The organism is Paenibacillus silagei (assembly GCF_017874735.1).
In the GTDB taxonomy this organism is placed as follows: domain Bacteria; phylum Bacillota; class Bacilli; order Paenibacillales; family Paenibacillaceae; genus Paenibacillus_AQ; species Paenibacillus_AQ silagei.
This window is the reverse complement of sequence record NZ_JAGGLV010000002.1, coordinates 197245-220704: the sequence shown is the minus strand read 5'-3', so window position 1 is coordinate 220704 and position 23460 is coordinate 197245. Positions and strand designations below refer to the sequence as shown.

The window sequence follows — 23460 nt, the reverse complement described above, 5'->3', positions numbered from 1 at the left end:
GAGAGAATCAGCAATGGCAAATAATGAACCAGCGGTGAAGCCGATTGGCGGACCGCCGAGTGATGTTGAACATATCAAGCTGGAGAGCAATTATCTGCGCGGGGCGCTTGTCGAGACCCTCAGCAATCCGATTACAGGAGGGCTGCCGGAGGATGACAACCGGCTGCTGAAATTCCACGGCAGCTACATGCAGGATGACCGCGATCTGCGCAGTGAGCGGGAACGCTCCAAGCTGGAGCCGGCTTTCCAGTTCATGCTGCGGATAGTAGCGCCCGGCGGTGTGGCGTCTGCGGCACAGTGGCTTGTCATGGATGAGCTGGCCCATAAGTACGGCAATGGGACACTGCGCCTGACGACGCGGCAGGCTTTTCAGATGCATGGGGTGCTCAAGTGGAATCTCAAGAAGACGATCCGAACGATCAACGACACCCTGATGACCACACTTGCGGCCTGCGGTGACGTGAATCGTAATGTGATGAGTGGTCCGAACCCGTATCAGTCGGAGGTTCATGCCGAGGTTCAAGAGTGGGCCAACAAAATCAGCGATCATCTTGCCCCGCGTACCCGCGCGTATCATGAGATCTGGCTGGACGGGGAAAAAGTCGTGGACAGCAAGGTGGTTGAGCCGATCTATGGTCCGGTCTATCTCCCCCGCAAATTCAAAATTGGCCTGGCGGTGCCTCCATCCAATGATGTAGATGTATTCTCCCAGGATCTGGGCTTCATCGCCATTCTGGAGGACGGCAAGCTCGCCGGCTTCAATGTCTCGGTTGGCGGCGGCATGGGAATGACGCACGGCGATACGAATACTTATCCCCAATTGGGCCGGATCATCGGCTTCTGCCGTCCGGAGCAGATGATTGATCTGGCGGAGAAAACGGTTACGATCCAGCGGGATTACGGCAATCGTTCGATTCGCAAGAACGCCCGCTTCAAGTACACGATCGACCGGCACGGGCTGGAGTGGTTCAAGGGAGAGCTGCACGAACGGCTGGGCTGGACGCTGGAGCCGGCGCGCGACTATCATTTCGATCATAATGGCGACCGGTACGGCTGGGTGAAGGGGATGGACGGCAAATGGAACCTGACGCTCTATATCCAGAGCGGACGGATTCAGGATCAGGAGGGCTACCCGCTGATGACCGGCTTGCGCGAGATCGCCAAGATTCACAGCGGAGACTTCCGGCTGACCCCGAACCAGAATTTGATTATCGGCGGTGTGACCCAGGCGAAGAAGCGCAAGATTACGGAGCTTGCCAAGCAATACGGTCTGACGGACGGTGCCCATCATTCTGCACTGCGCAGAAGTGCGTTGTCCTGTGTAGCCTTGCCGACCTGCGGGCTGGCTATGGCGGAGGCGGAGCGTTATTTGCCGCACCTGCTCGATAAGCTGGAGGTTATCATAGATGAAGCCGGGCTGCGCAATGAAGAGATTATCATCCGTATGACCGGCTGCCCTAACGGCTGTGCCAGACCGGCGCTCGGCGAGATTGCTTTTATCGGCAAAGGTCCGGGCAGGTATAATATGTACCTGGGTGCTGGCTTTACCGGAGACCGGCTGAACAAGCTATACAAGGAGAACATTGACGAGCGGGAGATACTGGACACCCTCGGGCCGATTATTCATGGTTATGCCAGAGAGCGCCTTGCCGGTGAGCACTTCGGCGATTATGTGATCCGCAGCGGATATGTCAAGGCGGTTACTTCGGGGCTCAATTTCCACGACTAACGGCTGATGCCTGGCGGTCTGCATATGCCGTAGTTAACAATAACTTGTACAGATTAGCCATCACGTGAATGCAAATTATGAGCCTGTTTTCTGGTGTTTTTGCGGGAGACAGGTTTATTTTGTTTGTTTATTTGGATTTTCGGCGGTTTTCTTTCATAATATAGAGTAGCAATACCCCATTATAACCAAGAGCCATTATATATAGTGAGTAATGGATTCTGTACAGAAGAGGCGAATTGAATGATCATTATGAAATCGATGGAAGAGATTGAGAAGATGCGGGCAGCCGGCAAAATCCTGGCGGAATGCCACCGGCAGATTGCCGGGTTGATCAAGCCGGGAATTACGACCTGGGAGATCGACCAGTTTGCCGAGAAGTTCATCCTCTCCCAAGGAGCAACCCCGGAGCAAAAAGGCTATCACGGTTACCCGTATGCCACCTGTGCATCTGTGAATGACGTCATCTGTCATGGCTTCCCGAAGCATGAGGAGCTGAAGGATGGAGATATTGTAACGATTGACATGGTAGTCAACCTGAATGGCTGGCTGGCGGATTCGGCTTGGTCCTACGGAGTGGGTACAATTAGCGAGCAGGCGGAGAAGCTGCTGGCGACGACCAAGGAATCTCTATTCAAAGGTATCGAGCAGGCTGTAGCCGGCAACCGCATAGGCGACGTAGCGCATGCTATCCAGGTCTATGCCGAATCTAACGGTTATTCCGTCGTCCGGGACTTTATCGGTCACGGGATTGGCTCGGAGATGCACGAAGCGCCTGAAGTGCCTCATTACGGCCCGGCCGGCAAAGGCCCGCGCATTAAGGAAGGCATGGTGTTCACCATTGAGCCCATGCTCAACACGGGCAGCTACCGGACCAAGGTGGATGCAGACGGATGGACTGCACGCACTATTGACGGAGGCCTGTCAGCCCAGTATGAGCATACACTGGCGGTAACTCCGCAGGGGACGATTATTCTGACAGAGCTGTAAGGCTAAGCTTCAGCCTGATAACTTCATGCAATTTGTAAGGATTAACCCGGACTGTGGTCATGTTTTCATGCCGCAGACCGGGTTTTTCTGTCTAACTGTGTCGGAATTCACGGCTTGACTCTTTTTTATTGCATATAATGGGTAGACTTTAATGCTGAATAGAATAGAGGCTTGTGTAATGGCAACCGATAAACCGTGTAAGAATCTGCATCGCTCCCCGAGTCCGGCGCAGTGTATGGAGCATTATGGCTGCATCTATGAGAACAATCATCTCATTACGTTGCTGGTGGACCCGGAGAGTGGCGGAATTACTGATGCGAACCGGGCAGCCTGTGAGTTCTACGGCTATAGCATCCGGCAATTCAGGCAGCTCCGGATCTGTGATCTGGCCGCTGACCGGACTTCGGGGGTTCAGGAGTTTGTGGATAAGGCGCTGCCTGAAGAGATGGACGGGAAGAACCGTGTGTTCATCGACCGCCATATCCTGGCCGGCGGGGAGCCCATCGATGTGGAGGTTCATACCGGCATGATGACGATGCTGGGCAAGAATTGCGTGTACACCGTAATTCATGATATCAGCGAACGGGTCCGCTCGGAGCAGCGGCTCAGAGAAAGCGAGGAGCGGTACAGGGATCTGGTGGAGCTCTGCCCCGAGCCCATCCTGGTCTACAGCGGGGGCACGATCCTGTTCGCCAACAAGCAGACGGAGAGGATGTTCGGCAATCCGAAGCAGGAGCTGATCGGCCGAAGGATCGAGGATTTCTTTGAGGAAGTGTACTTCCAGAGTGCGGAGCATAACAAGCTGAAGACAACAGGCCTCCTGAAGGAACGCTTCCGTATTGAGCAGCGGCTGATCAGGCAGCAGGACAACCGCATCTTTGACCTTGAAATTTCGGGCGTGCCGGTTATTTATGAGGAGACCAAGGCGCTGCAGCTGGTGTTCAGGGATATCACCGAGAGTAAGAGGGAGATGGAGCGGGCGGTCCGGCTTCAGGAGCACCGGCATGCGGTATCCTTTCCGCTCTCCAGCAAAGCGGTTCTGGAGAAGCTCTACATTCCGGCCAGAACCTTAAGCGGCGATTTCTTCATCTTCCATAAAGTCAATGAAGAGCAGGTCATCGGCTTCATCGGCGATGTGACAGGGAAGGGGATTACGGCCGCGCTGAATATCTCGGCCCTGCGGGTACTGTTCATGGACAGCCTGTCCTGTACACAGGACCCCGTGCAGGTGTTGAACGATCTGAATTCCAAAGCGCTGCAGCATCTGGGTGAGGATTATGTCGCCGGCTGCTGCTTCCTGCTCGACTTCAAGACAGGACGGCTGAAGGCTGCCGGAGCCGGGATTAATGAATTTCTTTATGTCCCCCGGGGCAGGGGCATGGAGAGGGTCACCGTTAAGGGTGCACCGCTCGGCATGTTTGAGAGCAGTGAGTTTGAGGAGAAGATCCTCCCGTTCGAGTCCGGAGACCGCTTTTGCTTCTATAGTGACGGAATGGAGCTGCTGTTCAGCACAGAAGAGCTCGGGCGGGAGCATAGTTATCTTCTGGAGAAGTTTGCCGGGGCTGCTCTGCAGGACGATTGCACTTGGCTCAGCCTGAATATCAAGTGACGACCGGGGAGCACTGCTGATGTAAGACCAGGGAAGAGAAGGCAGAGAGTGCAGAGTGTCAGCGGGAACATCAGCAGAGCGGCGATTTCAGAATTGTTAAGGAGTGGGCCATGGAAGCTATTCATAAGGAAGTGATGCTTCACGGTCTGGAGCATCATCAGAAGATCATTGACGGAATTATTCGGGAGCTTGACCTCGAAGCCTATGCTTTTGATATCCGCCTGATTCTGATCGAAGCGGTGACCAATGCCTATTATCACGGGAACCTCAGCGATTGCAGCAAGCCGATTACCATCCGATATCTGCTTATGGATCAGCTGCTTAAGCTGCAGATTGAGGATTCGGGGGCCGGGGACGGCAAGGTGGTGTTCCCGGAGGCTGTCGGGTGTGATGAATTGCTGGAAGAAGGAGGCCGGGGCTTGTATCTGATCCGCTGCTTCTCGGACAGTGCTGAGATGATACATCATACGATGTACATCAGCAAGAGTATCTGTTCCTTATAGAGTCAAGAAGGGGAGAGTTCTGTGAAATTAAGTTTAAAAGTTAAAATGAGCATCCTGTTGTTTCTGATTATCAGCATCCCGCTGGGCATATCCGGCTATGTATCCTATCAGCTGGCATCCGGTGCCCTGCAGAAGACGATTGAAGAGGAATTAAGAGGGACCACGGCTTCTTCTGCGAAGGCGGTGGATGCTGAGCTTGAAGCGGTTGGCACGAATCTGGGGATCGCCAGCATGAACAGCGTATTGGCCGATTTTGCCGGGAATCCGTCTGTAGCCTCCCTCAAAAGCACAGCGCTTCAGTATATTTCCGGTGTGCAGAAAGACAACACCAAGCTGTTGGAATCGCTGATTATTGCAGATACAAACGGCAGGGTGCTGATGACCAGCAGCTCCGGGGAGCCGGGGGCTGATGTGAAGGACCGTCCCTACTTCCAGGAAGCGCTGCAGGGCAAGGACGCAGTCAGTGAGGTTATCCTGTCACGGGAGACGAATCAGTACATCGTAGCGATCGCCAGACCGCTGCGGGTGAAGGATCAGATTACCGGCGTGCTGATCGGAACGGCCTTATTTGAGAACATCGCTGCGCCGGTTACCGGGGTGAAGATTGGAGAGCATGGATACGGATATATGCTTGACCGTACCGGCCTCATCGTCTCGCATCCGGAGCAGGACAAGGTGCTGAAGGAGAAGCTGGACAGCGGCAGCAATGCTGAATTGAATGCGCTGGTCCAGCGGATGAAGGCGGGAGACACCGCGCATGGCTTCTACACCTATGAAGGCGTACATAAATATGTTTCTTTTCAGCCCGCAGGCCATTGGGTTGTAGCCACAACGGCAAATGTGCGGGATTACATGGCTCCGGCAGCCGAAATCCGTAACACTACGCTGATCCTCATCCTGGTCTGTATTGCCGTTGCTATGGTGGCAGCGTATTTCTTCACCACCCGGAATATTGTGAATCCGATCCGGAAGCTGGAGCGGGCGATGGGTCTGGCAGGTGACGGCGACCTGACCGTTCATACGTCCATTCAAACCGGGGATGAGCTCCAATTGCTGAGTGAATCGTTCAACACCATGATTGACAAGCAGGAGGCAATTATTGAGAAAGTGAGAGCGGGTTCCCTGTCCCTCACCTCCATGTCCGAGGAGATGGCGGCATCTTCAGAGGAGATCAGCGCCTCTATTCAGGAGATCAGCTCCAGTACCCAGGAGATTGCATCCGGCGCAGAGAACAACAACCAGTCGGTCATCAATGCTTCCCAGGTGCTCGTTCAGCTCTCCAGTCTGGTGCAGCTGGCGCAGAGCAAGGCGTCGGCTACCTCCGGCAATGCGGAGACTACCCATCAGGCGGCACAGGAAGGCAGAGCCAGAGTCATTCATACCGTAGAAGCAATGAATACCATTCACAGCAGCACCAAAGAGACCGAAGCATCATTGTATACGGTCAGCGGGTTGTCGGAGCAGGTATCCGCAATTACCGGTACCATCAACAAGATTGCCGAGCAGACGAATCTGCTGGCTCTGAATGCGGCAATTGAAGCCGCGAGAGCAGGAGAGAACGGGCGGGGCTTCAGTGTGGTGGCCGGTGAAGTCCGGAAGCTGTCGGATGAGACCCACACCAATGCCGGTGAGATTACGGATCTGGTCAACGAGATGATCTCGCGGATCACCGAGGCTGTAGATTCGATGAGAGGCGCGGCCGGAGCAGTAGAGAGCGGCGTGAGCATTGTGAATGAGACGGACCGAGCCTTCGTCCATATCATACAATCTGTTGAGATGATCACGGACAATGTGCAGGAGATTCTGGATATTACCAGAGATGAAGTAGCTACCTCAGACCAGATCATCAAGCTGATTGATTCCATGGGCACGATCTCGGAACTCGCGGCAGCAAACACAGAGAATGTATCCAGCGCTACAGAAGAGCAGGCAGCAACGGTCAATAATTTTGCGGCCTCCGCTCAGGAGATCAGTGCCATGGCTAATGAGCTGGAGATTCTTGTAGAGAAATTTAAAATCAGGGGTGAGTAGCTTGAGCGAGATGATCATTGAGATGCCGGAGCTGTTCTCGGTTGAGGAAGCCGGTCAGTTCAGGGAGACAGTACGGGGTTATATTCTTGGGGGACATTCAAGCTTCCTGCTTGATTTCGGGACCTGCCGTTTCATTGACAGTACCGGTCTTGGAGTGATTGTCAGCTCCTACAAGAAATGTGTAGAGGCTGGAGGCACCATCAGGCTGACGGGGCTCAATGACAATGTGCGGAAGATTTTTGAGCTGACCCGCCTGACCAATGTGTTTGAAATCATATAGACCTGTTAACTTGAACAAAGGCAGGGCCGCCCTTCGCAGGACGGTCCTGCCTTTGCCGTTGCTTCCGGTTGAATCACTTGATCCTGCAATGTGGCGCATGCTGCTAATCGGTAATATTGCGTGTGTAATACTCGATGATATCCTTACGGCGGATGATGCCGAGGAAGATTCCGCTGTCGTCCACTACCGGAACGAAGTTCTGGTCTGCTGCCAGGGTCAGCATATCCTCCATCTGCGCGTGGATCTCGACGCTCTCGTTATGCACATGACGCTGAATGGTGCCGACGGTCACCTCGTTCATATTCGCGAAGCTCAGACCGTCGGTGTTCTTCAGCTTCCATAGCAGATCGCCCTCCGACAAGGTCCCAACATATTTACCGGCATCGTCAATAATCGGAATGGCCGAATAATAATGATTCTCCAGCTGTTCCAGCGCTTCCCGCATGGAGATCGAGGAGGTGATGTACGCAACCTGATCCTTGGGCAGCAAAAATGAGGATATTTCCATAGGTTAGTCTCCTTTACAGTAGGATGAAATACATAACGTTATTACAATTAAAACATAGAACAGGATGTAAGCGCATTAAAAATCAGGTTACAACTTTGAGATGTTGCGGTTACGCTGCGGATATGAGGCCACAGAAAAAAGGATATGCCGTCCTTCCAGGGGAAGAACCGTCATATCCTAAGCGCTTTAAGGGAGTTAGCCGTTCTGGCCGTTGTCGTGGCTAAGCTGCCAGTGGATGCCGAATTTGTCCTTCAGGTTCCCGTAGGCCTTGCTCCAGAAGGTCTCCTGCAGCTCCATGTGCACAGTTCCGCCTTCCTTCAGCTTGTTGAACCAGTGACGAATCTTCTCTGCATCGGTATCCGTCACCGTTAGGCTGATATTATTCCCTTCCGTGTACGGCATACCGGGGAATACGTCAGAGAACATGACCGGGCTGCCGGCAATCATCAGATTGGCGTGCATGACGCGGTGTTTGGCTTCTTCCGGTACAGGATGGGACGGATCTGGCGGAGCCTCGCCGAAGGTCATGATATGCGGAGGTTCGGTCCCGAACACTTCAGCGTAATATTCTACAGCCTCTCGGGTATTGCCATTGAAATTCAGGTACACATTAATTGCCACAGCTGTCACTCCTCTTGTGTTAAATTAAGGCAAGGACGAATACGGTCCCATTGTAGCATGTGCCTGTGCATTTACAAATATTCGGGGCAGGCTGTGCCATCATCGCCCTGGAGAAGCCGGAGAATTCTTGTGGACTCTGTTTAGGATATGATCTACCCAAGCATAACAACGGTTCAGATCTTGTGCGGAGATGAGGTCTGAGCGGTGCTCGAACATGATTTTCGCTTCGCTGTTCTCCTCACGGATAATGCACAGATAGTCTTCGATCGGGGCCCAGCCCTCCCCAGGGCTTAACTCCGGCAGGACCGGGTAATGGCCGTGCTGGATGGTTTCGTTAATCTGAACATTCGACAGATGGATCAACGCCGCATATTTGGTGTATTTTCTCAGAAGGGCACGGGCATCGAAATTAGGGTCAAGCTTATCCTGCTGATACAATCGGCCGGTATCCAGACACAGCTTAATGTCGGGATATGTAATCAATAGCTGTTCCAGAAAATCATGCTGGTAGACGTAACTGTTCAGTCCGTCGAACTCCAGAATGGGCTGGAACCTGTACTCCCGGCCCTTCCGGCTAAGCCATTCAAATAGATATTTACTGTGCTGAATCAGTTCATTCAGAGAAAGGTCAACCTCATGGATATATTCCCTCCGGTCAGCAAATCGCCAAGTACTCCAGTCCACCCGTGAATCTAATATGACTGGCTTCGGATAATGAAATAATACGTAACCGGGTTGTAGCCTTACCATATAATCCAGCTCTTCCTGGATCTGCTGGAATGCTTCAGAACGCTCGTAATCATCCGGTGAGAGAAATAGGGCATCTCTTAGTCTGGCAGGATTGGCCCGGAGCGGATAATGGACTCCTGTGTGGAATCTGTGCTTTTGTGCTGCTTCAATCAGCGTCTGACAATCTTCATCGGAGGGGAAAGAACAAGCCTCAATTCCATAGAATTCGGCCTTGAAATCCTTGTGGAACTTGCCGTAATCAAATCCTCCATATTGGCCTATCATAAATTGCTGCATTCCGCTCACCCCGTATATATTGATTTTTATTAATGATAAATTATTCGCCAGAATACTGTGTTCATCTGCAACTATTAATGGGCGAAATTCCCTTAATTATGATATAATTAGAGAGTTATAGCAACCAGTCACACTAAAGGAGAATGGCCGTATGACAGCAATCAGACAGTTGTTGCCGGGTGAGGAGAAGCGGATCACTCCATTGATCCGAGAGGCGTTTGATATACATATTGCCGCCAATTATTCAGCGCAGGGTGTTATTGAATTCTACAGGTACATTGAGCTTGCCGCCATTGCAAGGCGGATGCTGGAGAATCACGAGATCTTCATTGCGCTTACCGGGCAAGAGATTACAGGAATCATAGAGCTGCGTAATCATCAGCATATCTCTCTGCTGTTCGTGAAGAATGCTTATAAGGGAACCGGAATCGGCAAGACCCTGCTGCGGTATGCGGTTGACCGGATGAGAGCGGGAGGGAGCACGCAGATCACGGTGAACTCTTCCCCGAATTCTACTGGCTTCTATGCCTCCCAGGGATTCGTATCGCTTGGTGAAGAGGAAGAAGAGCATGGGATACGTTCACTGAGCATGAAGCTGGATTTGAAGGGATAATGGGCTCTGTTGCCCCGCACTGATGCTCCATACGTCATGGAAATGGACGGTGGGGCATTTTTTTGTGTGCGGCCAGCAGGAATAAACTGGAGTGTTATCGAATATTAGCGACTATCAACAAAATTCGACTTTCAACTACATACATAAGCGGGGTTTTGCACAATGAAAACATGGAAAAAGACAGTATTCTTAATCGTTACCTTCGGACTTATCTTTCTGCTCCCGTTACTCGGCAGTCTGGCGAAATGGAAGGGGATGCCCTTGGGTTATGGGGATTTCCCGGCCCAGAAGGTCGAAGCTGACCCCGGGTTCAGCCTGCTGTATTTCTCGCTCGCCTGTGTCGTGGCCCTGATCATCACACTGGTCCTGGTATTCCCCGGATGGTTCGGCTTCAAGAAGACGGAGGAGGCACCCCGGAAGGCGGGGGCGGCCACCCCTTTCCCTGTCTGGTTCTGGTGGAGCCTGCCGGTGCTTGCGCTTAGCTGGTTCCTGATGTGGGCACGGGTGGAGCTCTTTATCTCGCTGGAGTCTTACACGTTTGTTCCCCTCTGGTGGTCCTTTATTCTGATTCTTGACGGGCTGGTCTACCGGAGAAATCATGGAGCCTCGATCATCTCGCGCAAGCCCCGGGTGATGCAGCTGCTGGCGGTGGTATCCTGCTTCAGCTGGTTTGCTTTTGAATACCTGAATTTCTTCGTCCTGGAGAATTGGTATTACCCTAATAATGAAGTGTTCTCTAACTTCGGCAATGTGTTCTGGTTCTCCTTATCCTATACCACTGTCCTTCCGGCCATCTTCGAATGGTATTTACTCCTCAAGACCTTCCGTCTGTTCCGCAACCGTTATAGCCATGGGCCTAAGCTGAACGTATCACGCATGTGGCTGATCATCTATTATATTCTCGGGCTGATTCTGGCCTTCGGCATGGGCTATTATCCGTACCTGCTGTTCTGGGTGCTGTGGGTTGCGCTGGTTCCGATGCTGTCCGCAGCGATGGCGCTTGCCGGTTACTGGACCCCCTTCACTCCGGTGAAGAACGGAGACTGGTCCAAGGTGATTCTGGTTGGGCTGGCTACGCTGTTCAACGGCTTCTTCTGGGAGTTCTGGAACTTTGGCAGTGAGTGGTTCCATGATGATGCCCCCACCAACCCGAATTATTGGAAATACTCTGTGCCTTATCTGGACAAGTTTCATATTTTCTCCGAGATGCCGGTTCTGGGGTATTTCGGTTATCTGTTCTTTGGACTGAATTGCTGGATTATCTGGCTGATTGCTGCCTATGTATTTAAATTCGATGCCGATATTGAGGTTACGGAAGAACAAGGCTAAAGGTGGAGTACAATGATTGCTAATGACCATTATCAGGTCCTGGAGACCATTTCAGATAATCCGATAAAAGCTGTATACCGCTGCACAGAGGCTTCTTCTGCAGAAACGGTCATTCTCAAGGTGTTGAAATCGGAATTTGCCGGAACCGAAGCGGTGATGCGCTTCAAGCAGGAATATAAGCTGCTTACTGAGCTTAGCACCACTACAGAAGGGGTTATCCGTCCCCTGAGGCTTGAAGAGCAGAACGGTCTGTATGTCATGGTCCTTGAGGATATATGCGGACGTTCGCTGAAGCGGATTCTGGCGGAGGAGCAGCCGGGGGAGGAGGATTTACTGAGACTGGCGGTCAAGGTTGTGGATATTCTCGGCTCCATCCATGAGCAGAACGTGATCCATAAGGATATCAAGCCGTCGAATATCATCTGGAACCGGGAGCGGGATATTGTCCAGGTGATTGATTTCGACCTTGCGGTGAAGTTGTCCAAGGAGAGACGGGATTTCCAGAACAGCGGCGTGCTGGAGGGCAGTCTGCTGTACATCTCACCGGAACAGACCGGCCGGATGAACCGGAATATTGATTACCGGAGTGACTACTATTCACTGGGTGTCGTCCTGTACGAGATGATGACCGGCCTTATGCCGTATCCATCGTCCGAGATGCTGGAGCAGATCTATTCCATTATTGCGAAGGAAGCCGTCTCTCCTTACCATGCAACCGGAGGCAGGGTTAGCAGGGGCTTGTCGGCAGTCATTATGAAGCTGATGGAGAAGTCGTCGGAGGACCGGTACCGCAGCGCTCACGGCATTAAGGCCGATCTGAAGAGATGCCTGGCCGGGCAGGCGGATTTCGTGATTGGAACGGAGGATCTCCTGAACACCTTCCGCATTCCGCAAAAAATAGTCGGCAGACAGCAGGAGCTGTCCACCCTGGAGGCGGCCTTCCGCAGCAGCGTTAACGGGAGTTCACAGGTTATGCTGGTCTCCGGTGATGCAGGTGCAGGCAAAACAGCACTGGTCCATGAGCTGCACCGGACGATCAGCCGGGATAAGGGGCTGTTCGCGGAAGGGAAGTTCGACCAGTACAATAAGAACATTCCGTACAGTGCGCTCATCCAGGCCTTCCGCAGACTGGTCAGCCAGCTGCTGGAGAGTCCGGATGAGGAGTACAGGAGTGAAGTCAGCCGTTCACTGACCCGGCTGCTTGGCGGCAACGGCGGTGTAATTACAGGATTAATCCCTGAGCTTGCCTCCTGGATGGGGACCCAGCCGGAGCCGGAGCCGCTGAGCCCGGCCGAGGAGACGAACCGGTTCTTCCTGACCTTTGCCAAGTTCGTGCAGGCCATGACGCAACCGGACCGGCCGCTGGTTCTCTTCCTGGATGATGTCCAGTGGGCGGATTATTCCAGCCTGCAGCTGGTGGAGAAGCTGGTGCTGGATAACCATCTGCAGCGGATGTTTGTGATCTGCTCCTTCCGGCAGAATGAGATCCATGAAGGTCATCCCTTGTTCGCCGCGATGGTTAAGATCGGCAAAAACCGTGAGGTTGGACGTATTCATCTTCAGCCGCTGCAAGAGACAGATGTACAAAGCCTTGTGGCAGACACGCTATACAGCAGCATGGAACGCGTTGAAGGAATTACCGGACGGTTATACAAGCGGTCCAAGGGGAATTCCTTTTTCCTGACGGAAATTCTGAAGGATCTTTACCGGCGGGGGATTATCTATTTCGACAAGCGGGACGGGGAATGGAGCTGGAGCCTGGAGCGGCTGGAGGCGCTGCCGGTCCATGACAGTGTGGTGGATTTCCTGGTCGGACAGCTGCAGCATCTGCCGGAGGAGGTCCGTCATATCCTGATGCTTAGCTCGGCGGCCGGCAGTGTATTCGACTACGGGATGCTGACGCTGATCGGCGAAGAAGCGCCGGAGGTGATTGCCGCTGCGATTACCCGGGCGGTCCAGGAAGAATATATCGTCCCTGCTGACCATAAGTATGCCATATTCTCCGCTACGCTGGCTGAATCCGGCCCCGAGGCTGCGCAGGTGGGCATCCGGCTGAAATTCGCCCATGACCGGATTCAGCAGGCTTTCTACCAGCTGCTCGATCCAGAACGGGGGAAGAGGCTTCATCTTAGTATCGGCCGGCTCCTGCTGCGGAATCTCACAGAGGAGGAGGTCGAGGACAAGCTGGTCGATATCGCAACCCATATCAATCAAGGGCTGGAGTTAATCACCGATAGCGCTGAGGCGCGTGAGATCGTCGCTCTGAATCTGCGGGCAGCACATAAGGCCAAAGCAGGATACGGGTATGATTCGGCCTTCTTACTGCTTGAAGCGGCAATGGAATTGCTCCCGGAGCAGATCTGGAGTACAGACCCGGGGCAGGCGGCGGAGATCTACAGGCTGTATGCGGAATGCAGCTATCTCACTCATCATATCGATCAGGGGGATCTGGCTTGCCGTCTGCTGCTGGAGCAGACTACGGAGCGGATGGCTATTGCGGAAATCTATGAGATGCAGACCAATCATTATATGTACCTTGGCATGATGCCCGAGTCGATTGCTTCGGGGAGACGGGGACTGAAGGCGCTTGGAATTAAGATTCCGGCCAAGGTTGGAATGCCCGCCGTCCTTAAGGAGCTGCTGGTCGTTAAGGCCGCGCTGCGGGCGAGAACGCCGGAGACGATTTTTGCACTGCCGGAGATGCAGGACCCGGAGATGAAACTGGTGATGCGGCTGCTGGTTAACTTTATACCGCCGGCGTTTATCTCGGGAGAGACCTCGCTGTTCGGGCTGGTGGTGCTGAAGAAGGTGGGGCTGACGCTGAAATACGGTAACTCGCCGGAGTCGGCGCTTGCTTTTATCGGCTATGCCATGCTGTTGTCCGGATTCGGCGATACCCGGGGGGCCTTCGCTTATGGACGTCTCGGGATCAGAATTAATGACAAATTCAATGATCTGCAGTGGAAAGGCGCGGCGCATGTCCTGTATACGCTGTTCAGCCACGCCTGGACCGAGCCTTGGGATACGTTGCAGGACTGGTTCGGCACCTCAATTGAAGCCAGTCTGCGGACAGGCGATCTGCTCTATCTGGCCCATTCCGCCTTCTATGTGAATCTCTGGAATCCGTCGATGGACATCCCGGCTTTGCTTCAGGAAAGTGCACGTACGATCTCTATGATTGAGAACACGAAGTACAGGGAGTCGCTTGCCACAGCGCAGCTGGCCCGCCAGTATTACCTCAGTCTTGCCGGAGAGCTGCCGGACCGCACCTCATTCAACAATGAAGCCTTTAGCGAAGAGGTCTATCTGCACGAATTGCAGGAAGCGAGGTATTACTCAGGGATTGCGATTTATTATATCTACAAAATGAAGCTGCTGTTTCTCTACGAGAAGCATGATGAAGCGCTGGAGTATATCGAGCGGGCCTATCCGATTATCGGGACGCTGGCCGGTTCGGCTTTTATGGAGGAATTCGCGCTCTACACCTTCTTGAATCTGGCTTATGCTTACAAGGATTTGGGTGTGAACGGCAAGCGGAAGGCCAGGTCCAAAATGCGCAAGGAGCTTGGGCGGGTACGCAAATGGGCCAGCAATGCACCGGGAACCTTCCGCCAGCATGAATATCTGATGAGGGCCGAATGGGCCCGGATCTCCGGGAACAGTACGCGCGCAGGCTATTATTATGATCTGGCCATTGAGGCCAGCGAGCAGGGAAGCTTCGTCCGCTATAAGGCACTCTGCAACGAGCTGGCGGCCCGGTACTATATGGACAAGGGCTTCAACGAGTTCGCCGCCTATCTGCTGAGACAATCCGAATACTATTATTCGGTCTGGGGCGCCAAGGAGAAGATCGCGTTCATCAAGGAGCGATACCCTGCTCTTGACCAGAAAATCAGCAACAAGGAGTTCATGCACGGCAGGACGGTGACCGATTATACTGAGAGCATTGATCTGAATTCCATCATTCTGGCTTCACAGGCCATCTCCAAAGAAATTGAGCTGAACCACCTGCTGGAAGCGCTGATGGAGATTGTGATCATGAATGCCGGAGCGCAGCGGGGCTGCATCCTGATGACCTCCAAGGCCAATCTTCTGGTCGAAGGGGAATATAAAGCGGACACGGACCGGATCTCTGTGGCCATTCATGAGTCGCATCAGCTGGACAATCTGCCTGCTGCGATCATCAGACAGGTGGAGGAGAGCCGGGAGAGCCTGATCTACAATGATGCCTATTCCGAGACTCCATTCGTGAATGATCCTTATATTGTGAGGCAGCAGCCGAAATCGATGGTCTGCATGCCGCTGATTAACCAGAATAAGACGATTGCCATCATCTATCTGGAGAATAATCTGGTCACCGGTGTATTCACTGAGGAACGGATGAAGATTATCAATCTGCTGTCCAGAGAGATGGTCTTCTCGCTTGAGAATGCCAGTCTGTATAATGAGCTTGAGCGCTCTGAGGAGAAATACCGCCAATTAGTCAACAACCTGCAGGACGGGGTGTTCGTGGTCCAGGATATGCGGTGTGTCTATGTTAATGAGGCGCTGGAGCAGATGCTGGGCTATGAACCGGGCGGGATGCTGGAGCAGCCCTTCGGGAATTTCATTACGCCGCCGGAGCGGGAGAAGGTGATGCATTATTATGCCAGACGAGTCGAGGGCAAGCAGGCACCGGAAGAGTATGAGACTAGGCTTTTGCATAAGGATAAGTCGCATGAAGTTATCGTCATTCACAAGGTTGTCCGGATTATGTATCAGGATAAGCCGGCGATTCAGGGAACGATCAAGGATATTACCGAGCGGAAGAAGGCGGAAGAGGAGCTGCGGCGCCATAAGGAGCATCTGGAGGAACTGGTAGCCGAGCGGACGAAGGAGCTGGAGTTCAACAACGGGGAGCTGAGCAAATATATCGGACTGATTGAAAAGATCTCGATCACCGATGAATTAACCGGGCTGTACAACCGCAGATACTTCAATAAGCTGTTCCTGGATGAGGTGGACAAGGCTGCTGCAGGCAAAAGGTATTTAACCTACCTGATGCTGGATATTGATTATTTCAAAAAATTCAATGATACCTACGGACATTATGAAGGCGATACGGTACTGCGCAGAATCGGCGGGGTACTGAAGGAGCTGGCTGAACAGGCGGATGGAACCGCGTTCCGGCTGGGTGGTGAAGAATTCGGGATTGTGGCCGCCGGACTTACCCCTCCAGAGTCCCGTGTGTTCGCTGAATTGATCAGACGAAGCATTGCGGAGCTGGGGATTCAGCATGACCAAAGTCCGGAATACGGAAGAATTACCGTCTCTATCGGCGTAGCCGCCGTACTTGTTGACGGTCTGCGCGAGGAGGATATCTACAAGCTGGGTGACGATGCACTGTATCAGTCAAAGGCGGAAGGGCGCAACTGTGTTACATTGTTCGAGCGATAAGATTCAAGCGATAAGAGATGTACATAAATAAATAGGATTAGGGAGCTGTTGAAGCAATGAATACCGAACAGGAATTAGAACACGAATCCGAACAGGAATCAGGACAAGCATCAGAAATGGACCAGCTGCGGAAGGCGCTTGAAGTATCTTTGCCCCTGGTGCAGCGGCTTTTCCCGCTGGATGTAATGTTTGCTTTGGCAGATCGGGAGAAGTTCATTTATTATCTGCAAGGGAAGGAATTGAAAGCCAAGATTGAACTGGGTTCTCCGGTACCGCCCAGCGGGGGGATCCGGGCTGCTCTGGAGAGCGGGGAAGAAGTCAGCGCTACGATTCCAAGAGAGATCTACGGAATTCCTTTTAAATCGTCATCCATGCCTATCCGGGACCGGAACGGGGTAGTGACAGGGGTGTTCACGATCGGAATCAGCCTCAGCAATCAGGTAACACTCAGCGATGCAGCGAATGCGCTGGCGGTGACCTCTGACGAGATCAGCTCGACATCGGTAGAGATTGCAGGCACGGCCTCGGATCTGGCGAATACTGTAGGGGATCTGAAGGAGCTGGGCCAGAAGGTGGTAGAGGATCTGCAGCAGACCGACGAGATTCTCGATTTCATCCGCAAGGTGGCGGAGAATTCCAACCTGCTGGGGCTCAATGCAGCGATTGAAGCAGCGCATGCCGCTGAGCATGGACGGGGCTTCGGCATCGTGGCCCAGGAGATCCGCAAAATGTCGGTATCCAGTGCTTCATCGGCGAAGGATATTGCCGGCATTCTGCAGATGATCAAGCAGAAGATTAACCAGATGGATGCCGTGCTTACGGATTGTCTGGCACAAAGCGAACGTCAGGCCGCAGCCACAGAGGAGATTACCGCCTCCATGCAGCAGCTCGCTGCTTCCGCCGTGGAGATTGAGAGTATCGCTCGTCTGATCTAGTCCGCACCGGTCTCTAGTGTCAAAGAGCTCCTCCCCTGCATATAGTATCTGGACGAATGCCCAGTGTTACTTAAGGCTACAATCCAGTCTGAGGAGGAACTAACCATGCTAGATCCAGTATTGCAGGCACCGGACCTGAAGCTTGCCGCCGATTCTAATCAGGTGCTTAATTATAAGCGGGATGCGAACAATTATATTACGCAGCTTTTTGGCGAACAGCTGCCGGCGATACGTAACGGGTTCTTCAATGCCCATATGAGCAAGGGCTTCATCGTCCAGCCGCACTGGCACACAAACGTGACGGAGATGATCTTCGTGATTAGCGGAGAGCTGATTGCTTCGGTATTCGATCCGTTCACCCAAAAGCTGATGACCTATCATCTGAAGGCCGGACAAATTGCTGTCTTCCCGAAGGGATGGTTTCACTGGATTCTGGCCGAGAGCGAACAAGCCCATTTCCTGGCGATCTTCGATGCGCCGACACCGGATATTGTGTATGGGTCAGACTTCCTGCGGGCCGTTCCCGCAGAGGTCATCCAGCGCGCCTATTGCATTAATGAAGAGGAATACGCCAAGGCCGTGGCCCCGCTGAAGGAATCGATTATTCTTGGACCGCCTCCGGGCTGCGCCGTAGCAGGGTCTGCCGGGGGAACCAACATGGACCCGTCCGCCAAAAGCATGCCCGCCTACGCTGCCCAGCAGCCGGCGGCGGCATTCTATCCTTATCAGATGTATCCGCGCCGTTAAGCGGCGGCTACGCTATACTAATGAACAGAAAAAGCAGGCCAGGGAGGAATTCCTTGGTCTGCTTTTCTATGGAATGCAGGGTGTGCGTGGTTTAGTTCGCTTCTTCCAGCTTGTGGTTAAGGTCCTTATATTGACTCAGCAGTGCGGACAGTGCCTGCTTAATTGCTGCTGCATCTGTGTCTTGTGCAGCTTCTGCCAGTGCAGCTTGTGCTTTGAATAAGCCATCGATGTACGCCGCATGTAAGGTTACCACATTGGCAAGCTTGCCGGATTCCAGAGAGTCAGGCACCGTTAGTGTGAGGCTTGCAGCTGCTGAGGCGGACGGAACTGCCTTAACACTGCCCCCAGTTGTCCCGTATTCCGGCACAGTGGCAAGCGGAAGCGTTTCTGCGTCCGTCAATGTTCCAGGCGTGGCTAATTGCACATCCATAATACCGGTTTTTTCTGTCCATGGAGCGGCAGACGTTGGCGTGGCGAGAACCACATTAAGCGCCTTCGTGCTTGTTAATGCATGGTAGCGGCTGAGCGTATCCCGCCAATCCTGGGAAGTTTCCGGGGCATAGCTGTTCACCAGCGCCAGAACCTGCGGTTCAAGCAAGGGGAGCAGCCTACTGCCATTTGTGGATGCAGCGGCTGTGCTTATGGTGGCAGTGGGTCCCTGTGCTGGGGGCGGCGCGATTCCCGTATCCGCGAAGACCGGGGTGGCGATACTGGACAGCAGCAGGGTGGATAGAGCCATTCTTTTCACGATTAGACGATTCATGTACGAACACTCCTTCATGTGGTTTGTCTTACAGCTCTCACTATAGCGGGCTTCTGTGGCAGGAGAGGGTCAGCAATGTGGAAAAACAATGGCAGCGCCCAATCCCGCTCACCCGCTTGCTATAATGGTGAAGAGACAAATCACGGAGGTTACCTGGATGAACAATCAAACGGTCATTGCCGTTGTGGACGATGACGAGAATATACGCAATCTGGTGGAAGCTTATTTACATAAGGAGAATTACCGGACGATTGGACTTGGAAGTGCCGAGGAGGCATGGGATTTATGGAGGAATGATCCTCCCGGCATGTGGGTGCTCGATATTATGCTTCCGGGAATGGACGGCTATGAGCTATGCAGGCGTATCCGTGATGAGGCGGAGGTGCCGATTATTATGATCTCTGCCAAGGATAATGAAGTGGATAAAATCCTGGGTCTGGAGCTGGGCAGCGACGATTATCTGGTCAAGCCCTTCAGTCCCCGTGAGCTGGTAGCCCGGATTAACCGCCAGCTGAAACGGTGGGATCGTCTTCACGAATCCAAGTCTGCGGCTGTTCTGCCTGCTGTGCATACAGGGATAGAGCTGGGCAGTCTGCTGCTGCATCCTGAGGAGAGAAGATCCTTCTGGCGGGGAGATGAAGTGGAGCTGACCAGCAAGGAATTCCTGATGCTGATGGTCTTTGCGGGAAGTCCGAACCGGGCCTTTACGCGCGAAGAGCTGCTGGGCCATGTCTGGGGGGAGGATTATTTCGGCAGCGACCGCGCTGTCGACCACCTGATCAAGCGCATCCGCAAAAAAATGGACGGCCTGCCGCTGGAATCGGTCTGGGGTCACGGCTACCGTATGAGAGAGGTGCAGGAATGAAGAGGATGGTGGAAAGGCTAAGCCTGCGGATGAAAAAGCTGAAGCTGGTGCATCAGATCAATGTTGCTTTTGGGCTGTCTCTGCTGCTGGTCCTGTCTATCACGGGAGTGATGATCCATTATGTGCTGATGGACCATTTCATTGGTAAGGAGCAAGAGGGATTAAGGACACTTGGCGCTTCCCTGACCGCGAGTCTGCAGCGGGCTCCATTCACAGAAGGAGGGGCATTCACATTGGGAAAAAGCGAGCCGCTTACAGCTCCATATCCTACGCTCTACAGCGGAGTACAGGCCATCGTGAGCGACCAGCAGGGGAATGTGGTCTCGGGATATCTCCCGGCCCAGCCCGTACAGGCCGGAGTAACGGTGGATGTCACAGCTATGGAGCAGGGGAGCCTGCAGAGCTTATGGGATGGCAATGATCCGCGTTATCTGGTGCAGGTCAACACACTTCCCGAAGGTAAGCTCACCTTGCTGACTCCTGTCAGCAGAATCAAGGCCATCGAGCAGTCGCTCTTGAAACGGCTGATTCTTGTCTTTGCTGCGGGAGCGGCAGTAATGCTTCTGTTCAGCCTGTTCATTACGCGGAAGCTGATTGATCCGCTGATCAGCCTGCGTCAGGAGCTGGGGAAAGTGAAAAACCGCCGGTTTGCCGAGGTGAATCTGATCCGGGCGGGCGGTGAAATCGGTTCTGTCGCCAGGGCAGTATACGAGATGGCCGCTGAACTGCACCGGTTCAACCGGGTGCAGAAGCAGTTTTTCCAGAATGCCTCGCATGAGCTGAAGTCTCCGTTGATGTCGATAGCCGGTTATGCAGAGGGCATTAGGGACGGGATATTTGAAGGAGAGGGCGTCCGTAAAGGACTGGATATTATTCTGAGTGAAAGCGGGCGCTTACGTGATCTGGTCAGCGAAATGACTCTTCTGGCGAAGCTGGACAGTGAAGAGGATATTTACCAGGCAGAGGATACGGATCTGGAGGAACTGCTGAGCGAGGCGGTGGAGCGGGTCAACCCGCTATTGGCGGCAAGGAAGCTGTCGCTGCATCCGGTAGTTTCCGGGGACCATGGGGAGAGGGTCAGAGCGGACCGGGATAAGCTGCTGCAAGCTCTGCTGAACGTATTATCCAATGCGGCCCGTTATGCCGAGAAGCGTATTGATGTACAGGTGCATACAAGTAAGGGAAGGATTACATTAACGGTTGCTGACGATGGTCCGGGCATTGCGCAGGAGCTGCTGCCCAGCCTGTTTCACAGGTTCGTCAAAGGAAAAAATGGCGAATCCGGGCTGGGACTCGCCATCGCACGTGCTATTGTGGAACGCTGCGGCGGAGACCTGAGTGCCCGGAACCGCCCGGAGGGCGGCGCAGTCTTCACCTTTGAGTTCCCGCCATCTGCGGGCAGCGTTTAATACTCGTTGAACATTGCGGCAATTTCATCGTAGCCGGTGGTTTGCGTCAGGGCGAGGGAGAGCAGGATTCTGGCTTTTTGCGGGACCAGGCTGTTGCAGGGAATAGAGTTGGCGGACAAGTCAATGTACGAGTCCTTCAGTGTAATTCCGCTGGAAATCCGCGAGCAGCGGACTACAGGGATGTTATTGTTCTTCAGCTCCCCCACCTTGTCAATCCAAGGCTTGCTGTAGATCCCTCCGCCTGCTCCGGCAATGACAATCCCCTTGGACACCGTAGCCAGATAATCCAGAATCCCGGGATTGGCATCCACATGGAAATAAGCTACGGACACTTCCGGCAGCTCCTGAATAACAGATACATCGAACTGGGTTGCGGTGGTATGCCGCTTCAGGGTGCGCGTATAGAAGAAGGCATGGCTGTCACGCATATATCCGAGGCACCCGAAATCGCGCTCATCGAAGGCGTTGGCCTTGAAGGTGTTCACCTTTTGCACATCCCGCCCGCTATAGATGCCCTCAGCGAAGACAACCATCACGCCTTGGCCGGAGGCCTCGGGATTTGCCGCCAGTGCTACGGATTGATACAGATTAAGGGGACCATCGGCGCTGATTGCGGTAGCCGGGCGCATTGATCCGGTAATGATTACCGGCTTGTCAGTCTTGATCACCAGGTTCAGGAAGTAGGACGTCTCATCGAGGGTGTCGGTGCCGTGTGTAATGACGAATCCGTGCACATCCTCCCGGAGGGAGAGCGTGTTAATGTATGTTGCCAGGGTAAGCCAGTGCTGGCTTGTAATATCGGCGCTGCACAGATTGCTTACCTGTACCCCGGCGCAGTTCGCCAGCCGTTCCAGGTGCGGCACACTATCCAGCAGATCTTGCACGGGCAGAGCGCCAGGCTCGTAATTCAAGGTTTTATGGGCTTCGCCGCTGCCGGCAATCGTACCGCCGGTGGCGAGGATGACTACATTTTTGAGGCCGGGATTATAGTAAGGGGAAGCGGCGAAATTCACTTCGGGAATAGTATTCATCATAGGTCGTTTCCTTTCAGGTTGAGCCAGAATTCAGTCATTCGCATGACATTGAGAGTATTATAACATTCATTCCTCTATGGGTGACATAGTAAGGTATAATAAGTGTGAAAATATAAATGGGAGGAGATAAGCATGCTGAAGCTAGATAGCCGGGATTACGCCCTTGCCTGGCCGCTGTTAAAGGAAGTCAAGATCAACACGCTGTTCGCTGAAGGAGTTCTGAGCGGGCAGACGACAGGCAGTGTGTATGTGGATTCTGTACATAACCCCCGTAGCTTCTATGTAGCTCATGAATACGGGATGTCGCTGGTCTATGGGGATTCGGGCAATGAGGAGTTTAACCGGAGCTTATCGGACTATATTACGAACAAGGCGGGGCACCGGCATTCAGCCGAATGGCTGCAGGCTGATCCGGCAGGGGGCTGGGACCCGCTGATTGAAGCTATGCTTCCTAAGCATAATGCACGGCTTGACGCGGACGATACACGCAGAATGTACATACAGACCCGGGTGAATTTTACGTTCGATCCGGAGGTCTATTACCGCGCGAAGGCGCAATGGTACCGGCAGGATGCTGAGATTGTCCAGATGGACGGCGAAGGATTCGGCGAGCAGACGGGTGCGGTGATTCCCCGGTATTTCTGGCGTGACGCGGAGCACTTCCTGACTTCAGGCCGAGGATACACTTTATTGTGGGAGGGAGAGCAGGCCTCCAGCGCCTTCTCGGCTTACCGGACAACGGATCAGCTGGAGATTGGAATCGAATCGGCACCGGGTCACCGGGGAAAGTATTTCGCCTTCTCAGTGTGCTGTAAGCTAATCGATTACTGTCTGGAGCAGGGTTTGGAGCCTGTCTGGGGCTGCCGCCAAGAGAATGTGGGCTCGTACAGACTGGCGCAGAAGCTGGGCTTCAAGCCGCTATTGAACATCCCCTACTACCGTTTGTCCGAGCTTCCCGCTTAACAAAGAGCAGCAAATCTCCGCATAGATGGGGGATTGCTGCTCATTTGCGTTACATGGGCGGTACAATAGGTG

General features: G+C 53.4%; 19 protein-coding genes. 14 read left to right on the top strand and 5 right to left on the bottom strand.

Going from position 1 to position 23460, the window contains the following annotated elements:
- Window positions 1-13: 13 nt before the first annotated feature.
- The 6 genes from cysI to J2Z70_RS04300 all read left to right on the top strand — a co-directional run bounded on the left by cysI (window position 14) and on the right by J2Z70_RS04300 (window position 7139).
- Window positions 14-1729, top strand: coding sequence for an assimilatory sulfite reductase (NADPH) hemoprotein subunit (gene cysI, locus J2Z70_RS04325; RefSeq protein WP_209869794.1), 1716 nt, complete (start codon window positions 14-16; stop codon window positions 1727-1729).
- Between the two features lie 240 nt (window positions 1730-1969).
- Window positions 1970-2716, top strand: a complete 747-nt coding sequence (gene map, locus J2Z70_RS04320) for a type I methionyl aminopeptidase (RefSeq protein WP_036733023.1) — start codon at window positions 1970-1972, stop codon at window positions 2714-2716.
- A gap of 178 nt (window positions 2717-2894) precedes the next feature.
- Window positions 2895-4325: a PAS domain S-box protein gene (locus tag J2Z70_RS04315; protein ID WP_209869791.1), complete on the top strand. Its 1431-nt coding sequence runs from the start codon at window positions 2895-2897 to the stop codon at window positions 4323-4325.
- Window positions 4326-4435: 110 nt separating this feature from the next.
- Window positions 4436-4828: an ATP-binding protein gene (locus J2Z70_RS04310; protein WP_209869788.1), complete on the top strand. Its 393-nt coding sequence runs from the start codon at window positions 4436-4438 to the stop codon at window positions 4826-4828.
- A 21-nt stretch (window positions 4829-4849) separates the two neighbouring features.
- Window positions 4850-6859 carry a methyl-accepting chemotaxis protein gene (locus J2Z70_RS04305; RefSeq protein WP_342592987.1) on the top strand — a complete coding sequence of 670 codons (2010 nt, stop codon included), beginning with the start codon at window positions 4850-4852 and terminating at the stop codon, window positions 6857-6859.
- Between the two features lie 10 nt (window positions 6860-6869).
- The gene (locus tag J2Z70_RS04300) at window positions 6870-7139 is read left to right on the top strand and encodes an STAS domain-containing protein (protein ID WP_036733063.1); all 270 of its coding nucleotides are present in this window, start codon (window positions 6870-6872) and stop codon (window positions 7137-7139) included.
- A 103-nt stretch (window positions 7140-7242) separates the two neighbouring features.
- Here J2Z70_RS04300 and J2Z70_RS04295 read toward each other — a convergent pair whose 3' ends face one another.
- The 3 genes from J2Z70_RS04295 to J2Z70_RS04285 all read right to left on the bottom strand — a co-directional run bounded on the left by J2Z70_RS04295 (window position 7243) and on the right by J2Z70_RS04285 (window position 9294).
- Window positions 7243-7647, bottom strand: a complete 405-nt coding sequence (locus J2Z70_RS04295; protein ID WP_036733033.1) for a CBS domain-containing protein — start codon at window positions 7645-7647, stop codon at window positions 7243-7245.
- A 195-nt stretch (window positions 7648-7842) separates the two neighbouring features.
- On the bottom strand, window positions 7843-8268 hold the full coding sequence (locus J2Z70_RS04290) for a VOC family protein (protein ID WP_209869785.1): 426 nt from the start codon (window positions 8266-8268) through the stop codon (window positions 7843-7845).
- 99 nt (window positions 8269-8367) lie between these two features.
- Window positions 8368-9294 carry a TIM barrel protein gene (locus J2Z70_RS04285; protein WP_209869782.1) on the bottom strand — a complete coding sequence of 309 codons (927 nt, stop codon included), beginning with the start codon at window positions 9292-9294 and terminating at the stop codon, window positions 8368-8370.
- A 151-nt stretch (window positions 9295-9445) separates the two neighbouring features.
- On the opposite strand from J2Z70_RS04285, the gene J2Z70_RS04280 reads away from it, so the two are divergent.
- The 5 genes from J2Z70_RS04280 (at window position 9446) to J2Z70_RS04260 (ending at window position 18354) form a co-directional block, all read left to right on the top strand.
- Window positions 9446-9907 carry a GNAT family N-acetyltransferase gene (locus J2Z70_RS04280; RefSeq protein WP_209869779.1) on the top strand — a complete coding sequence of 154 codons (462 nt, stop codon included), beginning with the start codon at window positions 9446-9448 and terminating at the stop codon, window positions 9905-9907.
- 162 nt (window positions 9908-10069) lie between these two features.
- Window positions 10070-11236: a small-conductance mechanosensitive channel gene (locus J2Z70_RS04275; RefSeq protein WP_209869776.1), complete on the top strand. Its 1167-nt coding sequence runs from the start codon at window positions 10070-10072 to the stop codon at window positions 11234-11236.
- 12 nt (window positions 11237-11248) lie between these two features.
- Window positions 11249-16672: a diguanylate cyclase gene (locus tag J2Z70_RS04270; protein WP_209869773.1), complete on the top strand. Its 5424-nt coding sequence runs from the start codon at window positions 11249-11251 to the stop codon at window positions 16670-16672.
- A 56-nt stretch (window positions 16673-16728) separates the two neighbouring features.
- On the top strand, window positions 16729-17607 hold the full coding sequence (locus tag J2Z70_RS04265; protein ID WP_209869770.1) for a methyl-accepting chemotaxis protein: 879 nt from the start codon (window positions 16729-16731) through the stop codon (window positions 17605-17607).
- Window positions 17608-17712: 105 nt separating this feature from the next.
- Complete coding sequence (locus tag J2Z70_RS04260) at window positions 17713-18354, top strand: cupin domain-containing protein (RefSeq protein ID WP_209869768.1); 642 nt, start codon at window positions 17713-17715, stop codon at window positions 18352-18354.
- Between the two features lie 91 nt (window positions 18355-18445).
- Here the strand turns inward: J2Z70_RS04260 and J2Z70_RS04255 are convergent, their stop codons facing one another.
- Entirely contained in the window at window positions 18446-19117 is a 672-nt protein-coding gene (locus J2Z70_RS04255) for a hypothetical protein (RefSeq protein ID WP_209869765.1), read from the bottom strand.
- A 157-nt stretch (window positions 19118-19274) separates the two neighbouring features.
- On the opposite strand from J2Z70_RS04255, the gene J2Z70_RS04250 reads away from it, so the two are divergent.
- Entirely contained in the window at window positions 19275-19982 is a 708-nt protein-coding gene (locus J2Z70_RS04250) for a response regulator transcription factor (RefSeq protein ID WP_209869762.1), read from the top strand.
- A 29-nt stretch (window positions 19983-20011) separates the two neighbouring features.
- Window positions 20012-21391 (top strand): sensor histidine kinase, encoded by a 1380-nt coding sequence (locus J2Z70_RS04245; RefSeq protein WP_245367973.1) that lies wholly within the window; start codon window positions 20012-20014, stop codon window positions 21389-21391.
- On the opposite strand, the gene J2Z70_RS04240 is transcribed toward J2Z70_RS04245, so the two are convergent.
- Window positions 21388-22425, bottom strand: coding sequence for an asparaginase (locus J2Z70_RS04240; RefSeq protein WP_209869759.1), 1038 nt, complete (start codon window positions 22423-22425; stop codon window positions 21388-21390). The two genes, J2Z70_RS04245 and J2Z70_RS04240, sit on opposite strands and share 4 nt — an antisense overlap.
- A gap of 132 nt (window positions 22426-22557) precedes the next feature.
- Between J2Z70_RS04240 and J2Z70_RS04235 the strand changes: the two genes are divergently transcribed.
- Window positions 22558-23388 carry a GNAT family N-acetyltransferase gene (locus J2Z70_RS04235; protein WP_209869757.1) on the top strand — a complete coding sequence of 277 codons (831 nt, stop codon included), beginning with the start codon at window positions 22558-22560 and terminating at the stop codon, window positions 23386-23388.
- The last annotated feature ends 72 nt before the right edge of the window (window positions 23389-23460 follow it).

Excerpts from the sequence above, each read along its gene's own strand:
- cysI (WP_209869794.1), top strand. The coding sequence starts at position 14 with ATGGCAAATAATGAACCAGCGGTGAAGCCGATTGGCGGACCGCCGAGT.
- map (WP_036733023.1), top strand. The coding sequence starts at position 1,970 with ATGATCATTATGAAATCGATGGAAGAGATTGAGAAGATGCGGGCAGCC.
- J2Z70_RS04315 (WP_209869791.1), top strand. The coding sequence starts at position 2,895 with ATGGCAACCGATAAACCGTGTAAGAATCTGCATCGCTCCCCGAGTCCG.
- J2Z70_RS04310 (WP_209869788.1), top strand. The coding sequence starts at position 4,436 with ATGGAAGCTATTCATAAGGAAGTGATGCTTCACGGTCTGGAGCATCAT.
- J2Z70_RS04300 (WP_036733063.1), top strand. The coding sequence starts at position 6,870 with ATGATCATTGAGATGCCGGAGCTGTTCTCGGTTGAGGAAGCCGGTCAG.
- J2Z70_RS04295 (WP_036733033.1), bottom strand. The coding sequence starts at position 7,647 with ATGGAAATATCCTCATTTTTGCTGCCCAAGGATCAGGTTGCGTACATC.
- J2Z70_RS04285 (WP_209869782.1), bottom strand. The coding sequence starts at position 9,294 with ATGCAGCAATTTATGATAGGCCAATATGGAGGATTTGATTACGGCAAG.
- J2Z70_RS04280 (WP_209869779.1), top strand. The coding sequence starts at position 9,446 with ATGACAGCAATCAGACAGTTGTTGCCGGGTGAGGAGAAGCGGATCACT.
- J2Z70_RS04275 (WP_209869776.1), top strand. The coding sequence starts at position 10,070 with ATGAAAACATGGAAAAAGACAGTATTCTTAATCGTTACCTTCGGACTT.
- J2Z70_RS04270 (WP_209869773.1), top strand. The coding sequence starts at position 11,249 with ATGATTGCTAATGACCATTATCAGGTCCTGGAGACCATTTCAGATAAT.
- J2Z70_RS04265 (WP_209869770.1), top strand. The coding sequence starts at position 16,729 with ATGAATACCGAACAGGAATTAGAACACGAATCCGAACAGGAATCAGGA.
- J2Z70_RS04260 (WP_209869768.1), top strand. The coding sequence starts at position 17,713 with ATGCTAGATCCAGTATTGCAGGCACCGGACCTGAAGCTTGCCGCCGAT.
- J2Z70_RS04255 (WP_209869765.1), bottom strand. The coding sequence starts at position 19,117 with ATGAATCGTCTAATCGTGAAAAGAATGGCTCTATCCACCCTGCTGCTG.
- J2Z70_RS04250 (WP_209869762.1), top strand. The coding sequence starts at position 19,275 with ATGAACAATCAAACGGTCATTGCCGTTGTGGACGATGACGAGAATATA.
- J2Z70_RS04245 (WP_245367973.1), top strand. The coding sequence starts at position 20,012 with ATGAAAAAGCTGAAGCTGGTGCATCAGATCAATGTTGCTTTTGGGCTG.
- J2Z70_RS04240 (WP_209869759.1), bottom strand. The coding sequence starts at position 22,425 with ATGATGAATACTATTCCCGAAGTGAATTTCGCCGCTTCCCCTTACTAT.
- J2Z70_RS04235 (WP_209869757.1), top strand. The coding sequence starts at position 22,558 with ATGCTGAAGCTAGATAGCCGGGATTACGCCCTTGCCTGGCCGCTGTTA.